Genomic DNA, 17190 nt, shown 5'->3' with positions numbered 1-17190 from the left:
ATTACTGTGGGTTTGATTGTGATAGAGATGTAAATGCTGCTCGTAACTTGAGTCAAGAAGCGGTCAGGTTGACCGTATTAGCCTGTGGACTAGATCGTGCCGACACGAATAGGATGAAGCAGGAAGAAAAAGCTGGCTCTTGTTAGCATTAGTTAGCTTTTTTGTATCGGAAGCCGCTACAGGTTTTGTCTGTGTAGCCCTAGAATTCTATCCTGATGATTAATGTAGTTAATGTAGCGCGAACTGACATAAAATTAGTATAAACCCCGTGAGTGATATCACATCCGGAATAATCACTCATTATTAAAATCTCTCCGTATCTCCGCGTCCCCGTGTCCCCGTGTCCCCGTGTCAAGATTTTAGGCTCCTATGATCCTGAATATAGTCAAATCCCTAAATGAAAATTTTCTAGTTGACTGCATCAGTAAAGTATTTATCATTGCTTACAAAGAATCTACTCAGCAGTTGGAAGCAGCATTAACTACAGAAGGATTAGAATGCGAAGTCCTCAGACAAGAACACAAACCAGAATATCAAGGTTTTTCTCGCAGTTATCTCTGCCTCATGAACCATCGTCGGGCTTGGGAAATAGCTACTCAACAAACTCAACCCACTATCATTATTGAAGCAGATTTCGTCCCAGTTCTCGGTTTTGGCAGGTGTCCATTACCTTTTAACCTCAATCAAGCCGATGTTGGCATTAGTTGGCTATATACTTGTGCGCCTCAAGTGTATTATGTTTCCCCTGATGGTCATGCTGAAGGCTTTTCAACCTCCGCAGTTGCTTATATTGTTACTCCGCAGGCTGCACGTTACCTGATAGAACTATCAGATGAAATTACAGAAAAAGTAGGAGCCGTTAACTACTCCACTTGGGATTCCAGTATCGATTCATTTTTGCGCGCCAGAAAACTAAAAAACTATATTCCTTGGCGTAACTACGGAGAACACGGCGGTTTACCTAATCTAGAACATTACCAAAATAATCTCAGTAAAACTCATCGTGCAGATCTTCTCTACAATCAACTTGCGTTTATACCTCTGTATGCGGTGGGTAAAAAAAACGAAAAAATAGCATTCCTGTGGGTGCGATTCCAAGCCCGTCTCAAAGGAATTGCCCGTCTGCTAACTGGACGTTTTCTCCGCCTTAAGGTGGTACAAACTTCAAGCTATCCTCTCAGGCTACTCAAGTTTGCAATTTTCCGACATTTCACTTTACATCTGTAGTTTAGTTTTTTAATCATAAGTCAACAATGCTAGGGTAGGAATTAACAATCAATTTGTGATTTCCTGTGCTGCCTTCTAAACGTCCAGTTGTCTTTCTAAGTTTAGCCATTGTACTCTCTTCCTTAACAGCTTGTGCTAACAGCCCAGCCGCTAAAAATTTAGAGAATTCGTTGGCGGCAGATCCTCGGCTGCAAACTGATCCTACTGTTTTTGGCGAAGCGAAGACTAAGGAATTTCCCACAGCATCAACAGTTCAGTTACCTGCTAACTTTCCCAAAGATATTCCCATCTATGCCAATGCCAAACTTGAAGAAGTAAAACCTGGGAGTAGTTCAGAAAATAAAATATTAACTCGCTGGCAAAGTTCTGATCCCAGCAATGTTATCGCCAGCTTTTACCGTAGTCAGTTTCAAGGCAATGGCTGGCAAATTTTACAACAGCCAAAAGATGATGTCGATGGTGCTTTTGAGGTACAACGTAATAACTTACTATTGAAGGTGACAATTCAACCAAAATTAGTTACCAACGCCGCACCCAATCAACCTCAAACAGCAACTGAATTAATAATTGAATACGTTAATAATACAGTTACTACACAAACTCAACCAAACACAAATTCTAGCGCAGTTCCCCAACCAGAAGATCCTCAGTTTATTGGTCCGACAACACCCAATGTCAATGTAGTCAAGCAGCCGACAAGCCAACCTGATACCTCTGAACCTCAAGAATTTACCGACTTGAATAAAGTACCACCAGAATGGCGACAACACATTCAAGATTTAGCAACATTAGGTGTATTGTCAATAGATTCCCAGACTTCTAAAAGCAACTCCACCGCTACAACCAACCAGTTGGAACCCAATAAAATTATTACCCGCAGAGAATACGCTCGTTGGCTAGTTGCTGCCAATAATGCCCTGTATAGCAATAATCCCGCTAAACAAATTCGTTTGGCATCAGAAACCAACCAACCCGCTTTTAGAGATACTTTACCTAAAGATCCTGATTTTCCGGCAATTCAGGGTTTAGCAGAAGCTGGATTAATTCCTAGTCCTTTGTCTGGAGATGCAACAGCCATTTTATTTCGTCCTGATGCACCCTTAACAAGGGAACAGTTACTACTGTGGAAAGTGCCTTTAGATACTCGCCAATCTTTACCTGCTGCTAACTTAGAAGCAGTCAAGCAAAGTTGGGGTTTTCAAGATACAGAAAAAATTGACCCCAAGGCGTTAAGAGCCGTTTTGGCTGATTTTCAAAATGCTGAACAAGCTAATATTCGGCGAGTATTTGGCTATACAACATTATTTCAACCCAAGAAACCCGTAACTCGTGCTGAAGCTGGTGCAGCTTTGTGGTATTTCGGGACTCAAGGTGAGGGAATGTCAGCAACTGAAGCCTTGAAATTAAAATAATTCGTAATTTGTAATTAAGTTTTTCAAAGATGATTTATACACCGCCACAAAACTTTCCGCTAAGTAAGTAGCCATCATGAACTGCGTACATCAGAACACATGAAAAAAAACTTCTTATTCCCCTCCACGAAACAGCGGGGAGGGGTTAGGGGTGGGGTCTTATTTTCAAGTCAGGCGAAAAGAAATCAAACTATGTTAAGTAAGGTAACAAATTTCCAAATTTCCTCGTAGTGAGGCTGAAACCCTCACTAAAAACCTTTAATTACTTACGTTACTTTACTTAGCAGTTATTGCTCTTTATGCTTCATAATTCCTTTATAATACACCCTCAATTATAAATTTGAGGTGAATTTCAGCATTTTCATGGAATTTGGCTGAAATTTCCGGAAGATTTCGATAGAAAATAAATATACTTACGTAAGTAAAATTAACAGTCTTGACTAAGCGCAAACTGGTAAAAGCAACTGAGTCTAAAAACCGTAACAACACTTAAATTGCAATATCATTTTCCGACTTTCTAAAGAGTTTTTTCACAACTCAGGGAATCACCTGTAGGTTTACTAATCCCTACAGATTTACGAATGTGAGAGATTCACAAAATATACAAGGAATTCCATCAGCATGAAAAAACAAGTTATAGCGGCTGGGTTTATTCTGTTCTCTTTCATGTTACCGCTGAAAGCCTCTGCTGCAAATTTTAGCAATTTTTATGTATTTGGCGATAGTCTTTCTGATACAGGTAACGCTTTTAATTTTACTCAAAGTTTAGGAAATCAAGTACCAGTTTTACCACCAAATCCACCTTACTTTGATGGACGTTTTTCTAATAATAAAATTTGGGTGGATTACCTGGGAGATAGCCTAAATTTAACACCCACTCCATTCACAACTTTAGGGAATCCACCCTTCAATACAACTATTCTCAACCAGAGTATCAACTTTGCTGTCGGTGGTGCTAGTTCTGGTTTAGGTAACGCAGTTTTTCCTAATGTACCGTTACCCGGAGTATTAGAGCAAGTTGCTTTGTTTACCCAACCATTCTTAACAACGAATCAAAAGCTTGACCCCAATGCGCTATATGCTATCTGGGGAGGTGGCAATGATTACGTGTTTGAGACTGATCCTAATCCTAATAAAACAGTCCAAAATTTATCAACAGCCATAGATTTTTTAGCTACAGCTGGGGCTAAAAATATCATGGTATTTAACTTACCGGATTTGGGTAAAACTCCGTTGGCATTGGCTAATCAGCAATCCCAAAATTTGACTGCTTTAACAATTGGCCATAACAATAAGTTGGCAGAAAATCTGAGCTTATTTAAAAGCAACAAACCTGACATTAATTTGATTGATGTTGATGTGTTTTCACTAGTTAATCAAGTTGTAGATAATCCTGGAGATTTTGGTTTTACAAATGTTACTAACTCTTGTGTTGTTGGTGATTTCACTAACATAATCAGTGTATGTAACACTAATGAACAAAACGATTTTGTATTTTTTGACAGCTTACATCCTACAACAAATGCCCATCATCTAATCGCAGATGCAGCACTCTCCGCAATCTCACATAAATCTGTTCCTGAACCTTCGGCAGCATTAGGAATGTTGGCATTTGGGGCTTTGGGAGCGACAGAAGTTATGAAGCGCAAAAAAAAGGCGATTAATTCAGCAAATCGGGTTCTTGTCGGACAATCATCTCATACAAAGGTTGAAAGCTAAACCAACCTAATTCATGAGAACCTACCTGGCTCTGAGTCAAACTAGCGTACTCTGGTTTGATAGGGCTAGGTTGCCCAGCGGATTCTGCTAATAATTGAGCTTGACAAGAACGTTCCATTGTGATGAACCACCAAGCAGCTTCATCAATGGAGTGACCTACTGTCAGTAATCCGTGGTTTTTGAGAATAATGGCTTTATTATTACCTAAGGTTTGAGCAATACGCCGTCCTTCTTTTGGGTCGAGGACAACGCCTGTATAATCATCAAACAGGCTATGGTTTTGGTAAAATGCACAAGCATCTTGGGTGATAGGGTCAAGGAGACGACCAAGACTAGACCAGCTTTTGCCGTAGATAGAATGGGCATGGGCTGCGGCTACTACGTCGGGACGAGCCGCATGAACTTGAGAATGAATGGCAAAAGCTGCCCGATTGACGGGACGGTTGCCGTGAATTACTTCACCTTCATGGTTAACTAAGATTAGGTCGCTGACTTGAATTAAACCAAAGTGCATTCCGAAGGGATTGACCCAAAAATGTTCTGGGTTCTCCGGGTCACGTGCAGTAATATGACCTGCAACACCTTCATCAAACCCAAATCGGGAAAATAGGCGGAATGCTGCTGCTAGGCGTTGTTGGCGGTGTAGTCGTTCTTCTTCAACGGTGGTAAATGTTGGTATTTGAGGTGTGTTGGGCTTTGTAGTTTGCATTTTGACAGTGACTTTTTTATATTTTTCTGTAGGGTTAATATTTAGGGCTTGCTGAATAAATGTAAAACCTAGATAAATCAAGGGATTCAGGGGTAAAAAAGGTTAAGTTGGTGCAAGGAATAGACATTTTACCCATCAAAAACTTATCACTTTTCCGCCAAAGCAACTATTCAAAAGCTGCTTCTAATTCTTCCTCCTGACTCCTGACTCCTGACTCCTGACTCCTAACCCCTAACGGAAAGACTTTTTCAGCAAACCCTATTTATCTATTTTTTCAGATTTAACTAGTATTTATTCTCATGTCAATAAAGGATAAACTTGATTCATATGGTTTGTATATTTGTAGAGGCAACTTATGAATTGTCCTTACAGATGCTTTTACGGAACTTTGAGATTAAATCTTTTGGTTTTTCACCAGACAAAAGCAAACTTGCCAACAGAGTTAAATCTAAATCGGGTAAAAATTCACTTTTTGATATTTTCTCATACTTATCACCCCGCAGAAAATATAACGAAAATTGATGATTCTTCCAAAACCAAACTTCCGGTACACCCAAACCTTGATAAATTAATAAATCATCAATTCCTCCACTGGTGACAACTACCTCAATAGCCAGATCAGGAACAGATTTTTCAGAATCAAAACAATAACATTCATCTGGTTCAATACCTCTAGCGGCTGCTTCCCTTCTAAAAGTAGTTGAGCCTAAAGGATAAAAATCAATATCTTTTTCTATAAAATAGGTTTCTAATAATAAAGCAATTAGCTTTTTATCAAACTCATGGCGACGACTAGGAGACATTATTTCTAAAGTACCTTCTAAATATTTAAAGCGATAATGAGAAGTATTTTCAAATTGCTGTAACAGCGTCTCATATATATTCCAGTTAATACCATTCATCAGTAAAATTTGGTCAGAATCAACATTATCTAATGCTGATTGACTCGTGAATTCTTCCCAGCGACTAAATTTTTCTAGTAAACCTAACATGGTCACTGCTCCAAACTTGCTTTAATCTCAGACATAATCTCAGTAACCCACCGATCTTTCTCTAATATATCAGTTTTATTACCAGCATCCCAAAAAGGTTGTGTATCTGCACTAGTTTGATGATAAAATTTCCTAAAATTATACTTACAAGCATTTTGATTTTATTCTCAATTCCGCCACCATGCTACACATTCAGCAAAATCTTCATCCTGTATCGGCTTAGTTGTAAGTTTTTTGTCCTTCTGGTTAAGATTGCTTTATCATTATTGTTAGATATAATTACTTATCATTTTTATCATCAGCCATAAAGAAGATAATTCTATCAATTATTAGAATTAAACGTAAGGAACTTGTAGCAGTACCAAAATTTGTTTGTATTCCGTGGCATATTCCATGACGATTAAGTTGATTTTCTTCATCTATTTCTTGTTTGTATAAATAAGCAATTACCTTTGGGAAATTTTCATTATTGAGTAAATCTACAAAATTTCCCATAATTTTATTCTGTTCTTTCCATTTTATTGCTAATTTATCTGCTGCATTTTTAATACATCCTTCCTTTAGGGAATCTAAATTAACTTCTTTAATCTCAGCCTCTTTTACGGCATCTTTTAATAATCCTTCAATTTGTGGCATTAGTGTAGATACACTTAAATGATATTTTCTTTCTAAATGCGCTGTAATGGCTTCGTTTAATATGTGTATTCTTTTTTTTACATAGCTATTGTTTTTTTCTGTCCAAGAATTTAAAGTTTCTTCAATCCTGGATGATACCATTAATTTATTCAAGAAAATTTCATCCTTTGTTAGACCTTCTTCCAATCCATCATTCAGAATTTGCAAAGTGCATTCAATAGGAAAAGTTGAAGTTGGTAAAATCCATATAGGTGGAATTTCAATTTCAATTTCATTATTTATATTTTTACCAATAAATCCATTTTCAATGGTTCTGATAACATCAGAATCAATCGAATTACTCATTTTTGAAAGTTCTTCCCATATATTAGAAATTTCAATTTGATAATCTCCATACATCTTATTTTGTTGTATAAATTCTCTTCGTTCTCGCCCAGATAATTTTTCCATATTATATGTTTTAGGTATAAAAATTTCCCTTTGAGAATGTTTGTATTCACCTTCTTCTATAAATTCTTCTTGCACAATTACTTTTACGTGTTCTGTAACATCTTTTTTAATTAATTCTGAGGATTTCGTAACACTTTCTAATAAACTATCTATTGAAGTAATTATGGAAAGAAATAATGAATCATCATCCTGCATTTCAAGAAGATCATCGTGGATTTGACTCGAAATAGTATTGATGTTGCCCAATAAGCGTTTTAAATAGTTCTTTTTATTTTCTTCTCTGTAATACTTCTTATTGATAATTATTTGTAAATATGACGCTATCCTTGATTGAAAAGATTTTAAGACAAGAATTTTCATTTCATTATCTGAATAATTCACTATAAACTCCTAATTGATAAAATTAATGTATTTTTTTGATAAATTATGCTGAATACAATAAACTTTGCAATTGATTCACAACTTCCTTTAATTCCTGAACACCCCCAAATCGTTCAGCAATTTTCACCACATTACCATAATTATCAAACTCTCGATTAGCCTTAAAAGTCGTCGGAATATTAAACTCCTCAACCCCGTTCTCTGCATACTTATCCAAAAGTATTTCTAAAATTGCCCTAGGAGAAAGCAAAATAATTAGCGATAAACGCCTCTCAATCTCGAAAAGCCTGATTGACAAAACACCAAACCTTGATAATAGAATAAGAATATTTAAACAATAGAAGGAATGCACCAGTTTCAACACCCTTCCCGGAGAGCGTTTAATAAGGGCAAATAAAATGATATCGCGGTCAAACAACTTGACAATCGACACAAAACTTAAATTTTTTGCTTAATTAAAGCCGATGATGGGATTTGAACCCACGGCCTGCTGATTACGAATCAGCTGCTCTACCACTGAGCCACATCGGCGTACACAGTTTAAGATTATAGCATTATTTACTTATGGTAGACCCAAATCCTAAAAATCGTATTAATACCGAACAATATGCCCGCCTGAAAGCAGAATCGGTAGCCCCTTATCGTGGTTTGCGGCAATTTATCTATATAGGTGTTGGCGCTTCTGGTTTTATTGGTGCATTTGTATTCTTTTTTCAACTACTAGCGGGTAGGAATATTGACAGTACTTTACCTAATTTCGCACTGCAAGTGGGAATAGTCGCTCTGATGATATTTCTTTGGAAATGGGACAAACGTCGTCAACCACCTTTGTAGCTGATAAAAATTAAATATAGCAGGAGTCAGGAGTCAGGAGTCAGGAGTCAGGAGTCAGTAGGGGCGTATTGCAATACGCCCGTACAGGAGTCAGGAGTCAGAAGTAAAACCCTCTTGTAGTGAGAGTTTCATTATCAATTGATGTCCTAACCACCCTGTCCACGGCTATAAAAATAAAAATATATTCAGCGCCAGACTAAAATTTGGTTTGTAATCTGGCGCTTTTGGTTTCCCAACTGAGTTTACTGAGCAGTGACTAAATAGGGTGAGGAAATTGGTTGGGCCCTGCCAGCATTGACGAGTGCCTGGTAAACAAAGGCCGCAATTTCTGCTCTGGTAGCTTGGCGATTAGGATCAAGTTGTTGAACTGTGGGATAGTTAATCACTAATTGCCGTATAGTAGCCGCAGCAACTGGTCCAGCGGCATAATTGGGGATTTGAGCAGCATCAGAGTAAAAGCTGAGTACAGTGTTATTGTTAGCAGTGAAGTTCAAACCATTAGCTAGAGCAACTAATGCCTGCACTCTGGGAATTTCCTGTTGTGGTCTAAAATTACCATCGGGATAGCCAGAGACAAATTGACTTTCATAAGCTGATTGAATTGCCCCATAAGCCCAAAAATTGCTTTTTACATCCTTGAAATTAATTGCAGGGCGTTTAGCAATGGGTATTAAAGCTTTAGTGATAATGGTAGCGAATTGGGCGCGAGTTACAGGCTCATTTGGTTTAAAACTACCATCTGGGAAGCCTGCAATAATATTTTGGGAAGCCAAAGCTTCTATATAGGCTTTTGCCCAGTAACCTGTAGGCACATCCTTAAAAGTAGTAGGTTGACCTGTGGGTTGTCCTGTGGGTTGTCCTGGTGGTTGTTCAACAGTTGCAGCCACAAAATCTACTGCACCAAAAATTTTCTTTTCATTGATGTCGTTACCAACAGCAAGAATCCTTTGCGATTTGGTGGAATTGTTCAAGTCATAACGAACGTTATCACGGATGAGATTATTACCAGGATTCTCATTAGTACCGAGGTTGGGGAGAGCATTGACAGTGGCGACAATTCCATCTCGCGTATTATTCTGAATTACATTTTTACGCAGTGAGGGTTGAGCAGATTCCGAGATAAAAATGCCGTCTTTGTTTTGGACGATTTGATTTTCTGTTACTAGAGGTGTGGAAGTACCACCAATAGCTAAACCAAAACCCGTATCCTGAAATAAATTATTGCGAATTAATCCTTGGGCAGATTTAGTGATTGAAATCCCATTGCCTTGATTTTTAAAAAAGACGTTATTTTCAATTTTGGGATTTCCTGTACCTGTAACAAAAATCCCCTCTCTTGCGCTGTTAGCAAAAGTACTGTTTTTGATAGTGGGATTACTTGACTCTACCCACACAGCAGTACCCCTTTGATTGGGGTTTGTAACAACGACACCCGTAATAGTAGTGTTATTATCAGCCAGAATTGTAATATCTTGTCTAGCAAAGGTACGGCTTGTGTAATAACCACCGCCTATAATCAATGTTCCTTGACCTTTATTAGACTCATTCCCTTGGAGTGTTACTCCTGGTTTGAGTAGTAGAGGGAAGTTTTCTCCAGAGTCTTTGGTGTAACTTCCCGGAGCCAGTTGAATAATTGCACCGGGTTGAGCTTGAGAGAGGGCGAAGGTGATGGTTTTGTAGGGTGCATTTATCGTAGTCCCAGCACCAGCAGTATTTGCACCATTTATGGGGTTAACATAAATCACTGTTGCATTTGCTGGAACCTGCGCCGTTAAGGTTGGGGTAGCACCAGCATTAACCTGAGTAGGCAGTAGTAGAGAACCAGCCGCAAGAACTAGCAAAGCTGTGAGACTTGTGGGCAAGGATAGAGTAGAGATGTGGAAACCTCTATATTTCATTTTTATTTTTCTGAATTTGCTTAATTACGGTACTTTTAACACAGTTTAAGGGAACAGATGTATAGCTGTGAAACCCATGCCAAACTATACCGAATGATCAGCACTTCATCAGCGAAAATTATTATTAAAAAACAATACGGTTCAGTTAGGGAACACCAAATAATAAATTACCCAAAAATCGTAGGGTGGGTATGGCTACGCCACGCAGGCTATAGGACGGTAGTCCGTAACCCACCATAAATTTAGGGGATAATGGTGGGTTACGCCCTCGCTCTAGCGAAGCCATGCCCGCAGGGCTACACCCACCCTACAAATTGGGGATTTTTCTATTTGGAAGTCCCTTATGGCAATTACAGATACAGTTGATTTTTATACACTGGCTATGAAACTCAGAAACAGATACACTTTCAACGCTGTTAAGAGTTTTCTGGCCTAACTTTAGCCACAGCCCTGAGACTGGGGATTTATCTGAACCGTATTGGATGAAAAAACGGTAATTTTCTGGTTATTGTGAAATTTTATTATGCTATGTTGCGTGTGAAGCGCTGAGAAATAGGTTCTTATTCACTCCACGCGGTTTTAACAAGTCTCCAATGATTGACTGAGCTTTTAATAAGCTAAAGTTTCTAAAGTTTCTCGTAAATACTTTTGGACTTGCTGTTCTAGGCGCAGACCCTGTAATTGAGCGTTACACTCTAGTTGCCAGCTTTGGAAACCAGAACTAGCAGAGATTACATATTTAAGGTTGTGCCAAATTTGAGTATCACGAGAAAATTGGCCGGTGCTAGAAGCTGAAATTTGAGCCATAGTCCCTCATTCTTCATTTTTAAGAGTTATCAGTTATCAGTTTCATGACTGGGTTTAAGTTCCCCAGCATTCGCTTTATCACTCTTAACAGTTCACTTTTCACTGATTGAACTTTTATAGTCCAACAGTTTTAGATTTTGGATTTTGGATTGATGATTTGTTTTACCCATCAGGGGGAAGATATGAACAGTGCAAACCAAACCTAAAATCTATCTCAGAAAACAAGATGTGATTCTTGCGTAGCCTGAAAATGGCCAATTTTTACTTAATCTTTTCTAAAGATAACGGTTCTATAGCAGCAAATTCTGTGTCATTAGTCACTAAAACTGGCATTAGACTCAGAGGAATTTGCAAAAATAATCCCAATTTAAAAAATGATTGAGACCGATGGAAGGAGCAAAAGTTTATGTAACAACTTTTGCCAAATCCAAAATCCAAAATCCAAAATCTAAACTGGTATAACTTGTTGTTAATTAAACAGAGAATTTTTTTAAATTATATGAGTCATGAGTGCTGAGTTTTCTTTTTTTGAGTGTTGAACCAAAAATAGCTTCAACCCAACACTCATAAATTCATTCAGCACTCAGCACTCTCTACTCAACACTACTTAGTCAGTGTTAAAGTACGACGCTTGGTGACCATCTGATAGGCTTCGATGATGTCACCTTCAGCCCAGTCATGGAATTTATCAATGTTGATACCGCATTCATAACCAGAGTTAACCTCGCGGGCATCTTCTTTAATCCGTTTGAGGGAGTCAAGAACGCCTTCGTAGATCACTTTATTACCACGACGTACTCGCAGTTTGGAATTACGAACTACCTTACCAGATTGAACATAGCAACCTGCAACTGCACCACGACCGATGAGGATGACGGCACGTACTTCTGCTTGTCCCAAGGATTCCTCTACCAATTCTGGCTCAAGAAGACCTTCCAAAGCTCCTTGGATATCTTCCAGGAGTTTGTAGATGATGTTGTATTCCCGCACATCCACACCCGCTTCATCGGCGGCTTGCCTAGCGCCACTGGCGTAGGTAGTGTTGAAGCCAATGATAACGGCGTTACTAGCAGCAGCTAAGTCGATATCTGTTTCTGTGATTTCGCCAGCAGTAGCCAACAGCATCCGAATTTGGACTTCGTTTTGTGGAATTTGCTTGAGAGAGCCGATAATGGCTTCTACAGAACCTTGAACATCTCCCTTGAGGATCAAGTTGAGTTCTTTCAACTCGCCTTCTTGTGCTTGAGCCGATAGGGTTGTGAGGGTTACACGTCCTTGTAACAAGCGAGATTGGCGTTGTTTGTCGGCGCGATCGCTTGCTAAAGCTCGTGCTTCTTTTTCGTTCTGGAAGACCTCGAAGTCATCCCCAGCGGCTGGGACATCACTTAAACCCAGTACCTCAACGGCAAAGGAAGGACTAGCAATTTCTACACGTTTGCCTCTGTCATCAACCATTGCCCGGACTTTACCAAATGCCGAGCCAGCTACCAGCATATCTCCAACGTGGAGAGTTCCGTTCTGAATCAGCAAGGTAGCAACTGCACCCTTGGCTTTATCCAAATGAGCCTCAATTACTGTTCCCTTAGCCACACGATTTGGGTTAGCAGATAGTTCTCCTACCTCAGCTACCAGCAAGATCATTTCCAACAGGGTATCCAGATTTTCGCCCTTGATCGCGCTGACAGGAACCATGATTGTCTCACCGCCCCAGTCTTCTGCTGTCAGACCATAATTGGTTAGTTCTTGTTTGACGCGCTCAGGCTGTGCGCCTTCCTTGTCAATCTTGTTGATTGCGACAACAATGGGAACTCCCGCTGCTTGAGCATGGCTAATAGCTTCGATAGTTTGGGGACGGACACCATCATCGGCAGCCACTACCAGTACAGCAATGTCTGTCACCCGCGCTCCTCTGGCTCGCATAGCTGTGAAAGCTTCGTGTCCAGGAGTATCTAGGAAGACTATCTGTTGTGGTTTGCCCTCATGTTCCACATCCACATGGTATGCACCAATGTGCTGTGTAATACCGCCTGCTTCACCAGCAGCCACTTTAGTTTTGCGAATTGAGTCGAGTAGAGTGGTTTTCCCGTGGTCTACGTGACCCATAATTGTCACAACAGGCGGACGGCGAATCAAGTGTTCCAAGTCTGCCACGTCAATCATTTCTGTGACTTTCCTGGCTTCGGCTTCTGGTTCAGCGACTTCTACTTCTACTTCTAGTTCTTTGGCTACCAGAGTAATTGTCGGAATATCCAGATTTTGGGTGATACTTACGGCCATGCCTTTCATAAACAGGATTTTCACAATCTCTGTATCGGCAACGGCCAAGCCCTCAGCCAACTCTTGTACTGTCAGCGGTCCTGTGACGACCAGTTTTGCTGGACGTTCTTGTTTGACCTCTACTTCTTGTTGACGACGGTTTTGGTCGCGGTAAGAACCAGATTTTTTATTTCTCGTAGTTGGTGCGGCAGCAACTAATGTTGGTTGCTGTGCAGGACGAGTAGACTTGGGCTTAGGAGGACGGGCTATGGAAAGACTGACCTGGACGGTTGCTGGAATTTCCAGACCCTCTTCATCCAGTAAATCGTCCTCTTCAAAATCATCATCGAGGATGGGTTTGACTCGCTTGCCTTTCGGCCCAATCTTAGCCTTCTCTTTAATCTCGTCAATTATTTCCTCTTCCTGCCACTTTTTGCCGCCTTTAGCTAGGCGAGGTGGTGTTGGGCGTTTTAAATCGAGGAGATCAGGTGCGATTGGTGCATCATCCATGCCCTCTTTCTTTGCCCCTGCTCCCACCATGTGTCTTGGTGGAGTAGCGATTGGCGCAACAGGCGATTCACCAGGACGTGCTGGTCTTGGCCGTTGGACATCCGTTGATGTTCCAGGTGCAGATGGTCTACTTCCCCTCTGTTCCGGTTTTAGCGGTGAGGGAGTTGAACGAGTCTGCCTTTGTGGTGCTGCCTGCGGGGTCTGATCTGTGGTTGGCTTGCCGACTTTTGGCTTAGGTTGGTCTCGTTTAAGGATCGGTTTTTCTGCCTGAGATAGCTGCTCACTGGCAGATTCGGTTTCCTCCGCAGGTCTTGTCGGTGGACTCACCAGTTGAGGTTTTGGTGCTTTTTCTGGTTTTGGCCTTGGGGAAACTACTTTTTCTGGTTTTTCCGCTGCTATTTTTTCCGGTATCGGGTTTGGATTAGGTGTCTGATCCGGTTCCGCGATATTAGGTTTCTGCGGGGTCTCCGATTGATTCCGGGGTACAGGTCGAGTTGGTGCCGTCGGCTTCATGGGTGAGACTGGTGTAGCGAAAGGCCGTGGAGGTGAGGGAGAATTGACCATGTCTGATGCCTCCGGCTCCCGAAGGGATATGCCACTCAGGCTATCAGACGAAGCAACTTGGGTATTGTTAGCAACTGACGCCTCTGGGGCGTTGGAGGTAGTGTTTCTCAATATTTTGGGTTTGCGAATTTCCAAAATTTGCTGTTTATTTGCTGGAGCAGGTCGGTTACGTCCGCCAGGTTGGGGTGAATTTGGTTTATGACTATTTGTACCTTGTTCCTTTTTTGACGTGACACTCGTAGTTGCCAGTTTTTCCGCAGCCATACGAATTTGTTCAGCTTCGGATTCTGAAATCGTGCTGCTATGGCTTTTGACCGCAATGTCGAGCTGGTCGCAAATTGCTAATAGCTCCTTGTTATCCAAATTCAATTCCTTTGATAATTCGTAGATTCTAACTTTGCCGTTGTTCATCCACTCTTTCCCCTTTAATTTACAGTTTTAGCGGATGGTTGCCTGGTTTGTGACATCTCCATCCTTTGATCACTGTTTTTTAGGTTGCCCTTGGTGATGTTGCCGGTGCCTCCAATTAGGAAAGAGAGATGTTTCGGTTTACCGCTGGCATCACCACCTAGAGTGGTGGTTAATGGGCATCCACAAAAGTTTTTTCAACAAAAATTTTGTGAAGAACCCCAACGCCGAACTGCGCTTTAGCGCTACCAGGTTGCCATGCTAATGGTTCTTGTTTTGCTGATTCTGAGTCTTCCACAACACAATCAAGTAAAACTTTTTGGGAGTATTGCTTCGTCGTCCCTCTTTAATTTTGGAGAGGCGCTTGCCTTTGACACCCATTTACTATTTTGGCACTAACCCCAACGATACCAGAGGGTGTGATGAGAGTGCGAATTGTTCGGCTTTCGTCACAATTGCTCTAGAGATTATCGTTGTCAAGTTGTTCCAATTAAATTTGATTTTGGGTATTGTTTTGGGTTAGACGCAGCCACAATGTTTGATACAGTGTTTCTGGCACTGTTCCATGTAGCGATCGCCCTAATCTATTTTTCTTCTGAGCCGCTTGTAGGCAGCTAGTTTGGGGACAAATATAGGCAGAACGCCCCATGCCCTGATCTAATTGTACCTTTCCAGATGGAAAGACGCGGACTATCCGCCAAAACTCTTCTTTTAATCCTACTCGACGACAACTAATGCAACGCCGATAATTTGGTTTCATCGGGCTTATGTTCAGTCAGGTCAGGTGTTTGTGGTTGCCAAAAATTAGCTCTTGTCTATTTTGACACCTGACAAATGCTTTCCTGTTTATGTTTGATGGCTGACAGTTAACAGACAACAAACTTCCAAAAGCACTTGAGAATTAATTTTCCTCTCTGGTGTCAAAATTATCTTCCTCTAATTCTAATTCGTATTGATTTTCATCCTCTAGTTCCTCCATATCATTTTCATCATCCTCCGGTTGATATTTTGCCCTGACAGCCATAAATTTAGCATCCTCTGCTACATGGTCATATTTAGCTTTATCTTTAATATCGATTTTCCAACCAGTCAAGCGGGCAGCTAATCGGACATTTTGTCCTTCTTTACCAATAGCTAAACTCAGTTGATCTTCAGCAACTAGGACGTGGGTTTGGCGTGTTTCCGGGTCCATCAGGCGCACTTCATCTACCCGTGCTGGACTCAAGGCATTAGCGATGTAGGTGGCTGGGTCAGGAGACCAGCGAATTACATCTATTTTTTCTCCCCGCAATTCATTGACTACAACTTGAATTCGTGATCCTCTAGCGCCAATACAAGCCCCAACTGGGTCTACATCACGATCTAGGGTATCTACTGCAATTTTAGTCCGGGGACCTACGTAACGGGAAGGAGGATTAGCTTCTCTAGCTACTGCCACAATTCGTACTACTTCATCTTCAATTTCCGGTACTTCGTTGGCAAATAAATAAACTACCAAACCAGCATCGGCACGGGAAACCAACAACTGTGGTCCACGTTGCTGACCTTGGGAAACTTTTTTGAGATAGACCTTAAATGTGGCATTTGCCCGATAATTATCGTTAGGTAATTGTTCCCGCTTTGGTAATTCAGCTTCTACTTCTGGCTGACCAAAACCACTGGCAACTGCCAAAATCACAGATTGGCGCTCAAACCGCAGAACTCTGGCTTGCAGAACTGTTCCTTCTAAATCTTGGAACTCTTCTTGCACCATTTGGCGCTGTTGATCTCGCAATTTTTGTGCCAATACTTGCTTTGTTTGCATGGCAGCCATGCGCCCAAATTCTCCTTGGTCTGGGGTGACATCCAGTACTACGGAGTCTCCAGATTGAGCTTCTGGCGCTACTTGTTGCACTTCGTCTAGGGAAATTTGATGGTCGGAGTTGTTAACTGCTTCAACGATGGTTTTAGTAGAAAGAACGCGAAATCCTTCTCCATCAATATCAAGTTCTACTTCAAAATTATCAAAATAATCTTCATCGAATTGTTTGCGCTCTAAATTTTGGGCGCGACGATAGCGTTCATAACCTTTAAGTAGTGCTTCTCTAATAGCTGATTGAACTGCTAATCGGGGTAAGTTTCGCTCACGGCTGATACTTTCAATTAAATCTTTTAATCCAGGTAAAGTGACCATTGACATAAGCAAGCTCCTTCATTTTCATTTAATCACCCAGGACAATTTTGGATTTTAGATTTTGCCTTTTATAAGGATGTTTGTACAGTATCAAGTTGTATCAATATCCCACTATACCCCTTTTAAAAAGGGGGAATAATCTTCTCATTGTTACCCTTTTCACAGGGATTTCAGGGAAGTTAAAAGTATTTGATACATCACCAATAACTTTTAA

14 protein-coding genes, 1 tRNA gene and 1 pseudogene are annotated in these 17190 nt (G+C 40.7%); 4 read left to right on the top strand and 12 right to left on the bottom strand.

Annotation, left to right across the window (positions count from 1 at the left end; all coding sequences use genetic code 11):
* Positions 1-369 precede the first annotated feature (369 nt).
* The 3 genes from H6G68_RS20475 (at position 370) to H6G68_RS20465 (ending at position 4358) form a co-directional block, all read left to right on the top strand.
* Complete coding sequence (locus H6G68_RS20475) at positions 370-1227, top strand: LPS biosynthesis glycosyltransferase (protein WP_190908289.1); 858 nt, start codon at positions 370-372, stop codon at positions 1225-1227.
* 65 nt (positions 1228-1292) lie between these two features.
* Positions 1293-2639, top strand: a complete 1347-nt coding sequence (locus H6G68_RS20470; protein WP_190908288.1) for an S-layer homology domain-containing protein — start codon at positions 1293-1295, stop codon at positions 2637-2639.
* A 621-nt stretch (positions 2640-3260) separates the two neighbouring features.
* Positions 3261-4358 carry an SGNH/GDSL hydrolase family protein gene (locus H6G68_RS20465; RefSeq protein WP_190908287.1) on the top strand — a complete coding sequence of 366 codons (1098 nt, stop codon included), beginning with the start codon at positions 3261-3263 and terminating at the stop codon, positions 4356-4358.
* Here the strand turns inward: H6G68_RS20465 and H6G68_RS20460 are convergent.
* From H6G68_RS20460 to H6G68_RS20440, 5 genes and pseudogenes are all read right to left on the bottom strand, one after another.
* A complete protein-coding gene (locus tag H6G68_RS20460; RefSeq protein WP_199332674.1) occupies positions 4300-5067 on the bottom strand; it encodes a class II aldolase/adducin family protein in 768 nt (255 codons plus the stop codon). The genes H6G68_RS20465 and H6G68_RS20460 overlap by 59 nt on opposite strands.
* Positions 5068-5420: 353 nt before the next feature.
* Positions 5421-6059 (bottom strand): Uma2 family endonuclease, encoded by a 639-nt coding sequence (locus H6G68_RS20455; RefSeq protein WP_190908286.1) that lies wholly within the window; start codon positions 6057-6059, stop codon positions 5421-5423.
* A 279-nt stretch (positions 6060-6338) separates the two neighbouring features.
* Complete coding sequence (locus H6G68_RS20450; protein WP_190908285.1) at positions 6339-7526, bottom strand: hypothetical protein; 1188 nt, start codon at positions 7524-7526, stop codon at positions 6339-6341.
* A gap of 43 nt (positions 7527-7569) precedes the next feature.
* Positions 7570-7764 (bottom strand): annotated as a pseudogene (locus tag H6G68_RS20445) (type I restriction-modification enzyme R subunit C-terminal domain-containing protein); the annotation flags it as partial.
* A gap of 221 nt (positions 7765-7985) precedes the next feature.
* Positions 7986-8057: transfer RNA gene (locus H6G68_RS20440), tRNA-Thr, on the bottom strand.
* A 33-nt stretch (positions 8058-8090) separates the two neighbouring features.
* Here H6G68_RS20440 and H6G68_RS20435 point away from each other — a divergent pair.
* Positions 8091-8360, top strand: a complete 270-nt coding sequence (locus tag H6G68_RS20435) for a DUF3493 domain-containing protein (RefSeq protein ID WP_190908284.1) — start codon at positions 8091-8093, stop codon at positions 8358-8360.
* Positions 8361-8602: 242 nt separating this feature from the next.
* On the opposite strand, the gene H6G68_RS20430 is transcribed toward H6G68_RS20435, so the two are convergent.
* From H6G68_RS20430 to nusA, 7 genes are all read right to left on the bottom strand, one after another.
* The gene (locus H6G68_RS20430) at positions 8603-10258 is read right to left on the bottom strand and encodes a DUF1565 domain-containing protein (protein ID WP_190908283.1); all 1656 of its coding nucleotides are present in this window, start codon (positions 10256-10258) and stop codon (positions 8603-8605) included.
* Between the two features lie 145 nt (positions 10259-10403).
* Complete coding sequence (locus tag H6G68_RS20425; RefSeq protein ID WP_190908282.1) at positions 10404-10544, bottom strand: hypothetical protein; 141 nt, start codon at positions 10542-10544, stop codon at positions 10404-10406.
* A gap of 323 nt (positions 10545-10867) precedes the next feature.
* A complete protein-coding gene (locus tag H6G68_RS20420; RefSeq protein WP_127053483.1) occupies positions 10868-11065 on the bottom strand; it encodes a hypothetical protein in 198 nt (65 codons plus the stop codon).
* Between the two features lie 603 nt (positions 11066-11668).
* Complete coding sequence (infB, locus tag H6G68_RS20415) at positions 11669-14806, bottom strand: translation initiation factor IF-2 (RefSeq protein WP_190908281.1); 3138 nt, start codon at positions 14804-14806, stop codon at positions 11669-11671.
* A 169-nt stretch (positions 14807-14975) separates the two neighbouring features.
* On the bottom strand, positions 14976-15101 hold the full coding sequence (locus H6G68_RS27700; RefSeq protein WP_277925547.1) for a hypothetical protein: 126 nt from the start codon (positions 15099-15101) through the stop codon (positions 14976-14978).
* 192 nt (positions 15102-15293) lie between these two features.
* Entirely contained in the window at positions 15294-15563 is a 270-nt protein-coding gene (locus H6G68_RS20410; RefSeq protein ID WP_127053480.1) for a YlxR family protein, read from the bottom strand.
* Positions 15564-15704: 141 nt separating this feature from the next.
* Complete coding sequence (gene nusA, locus H6G68_RS20405; protein WP_190648701.1) at positions 15705-16982, bottom strand: transcription termination factor NusA; 1278 nt, start codon at positions 16980-16982, stop codon at positions 15705-15707.
* Positions 16983-17190: the final 208 nt, after the last annotated feature.

Origin of the sequence: Anabaena catenula FACHB-362 (assembly GCF_014698735.1) — a bacterium.
Taxonomy (GTDB): Bacteria; Cyanobacteriota; Cyanobacteriia; order Cyanobacteriales; family Nostocaceae; genus Anabaena; species Anabaena variabilis_A.
The sequence above is the reverse complement of the archived record's forward strand: the minus strand, read 5'-3'. Positions and strand labels throughout refer to the sequence as shown.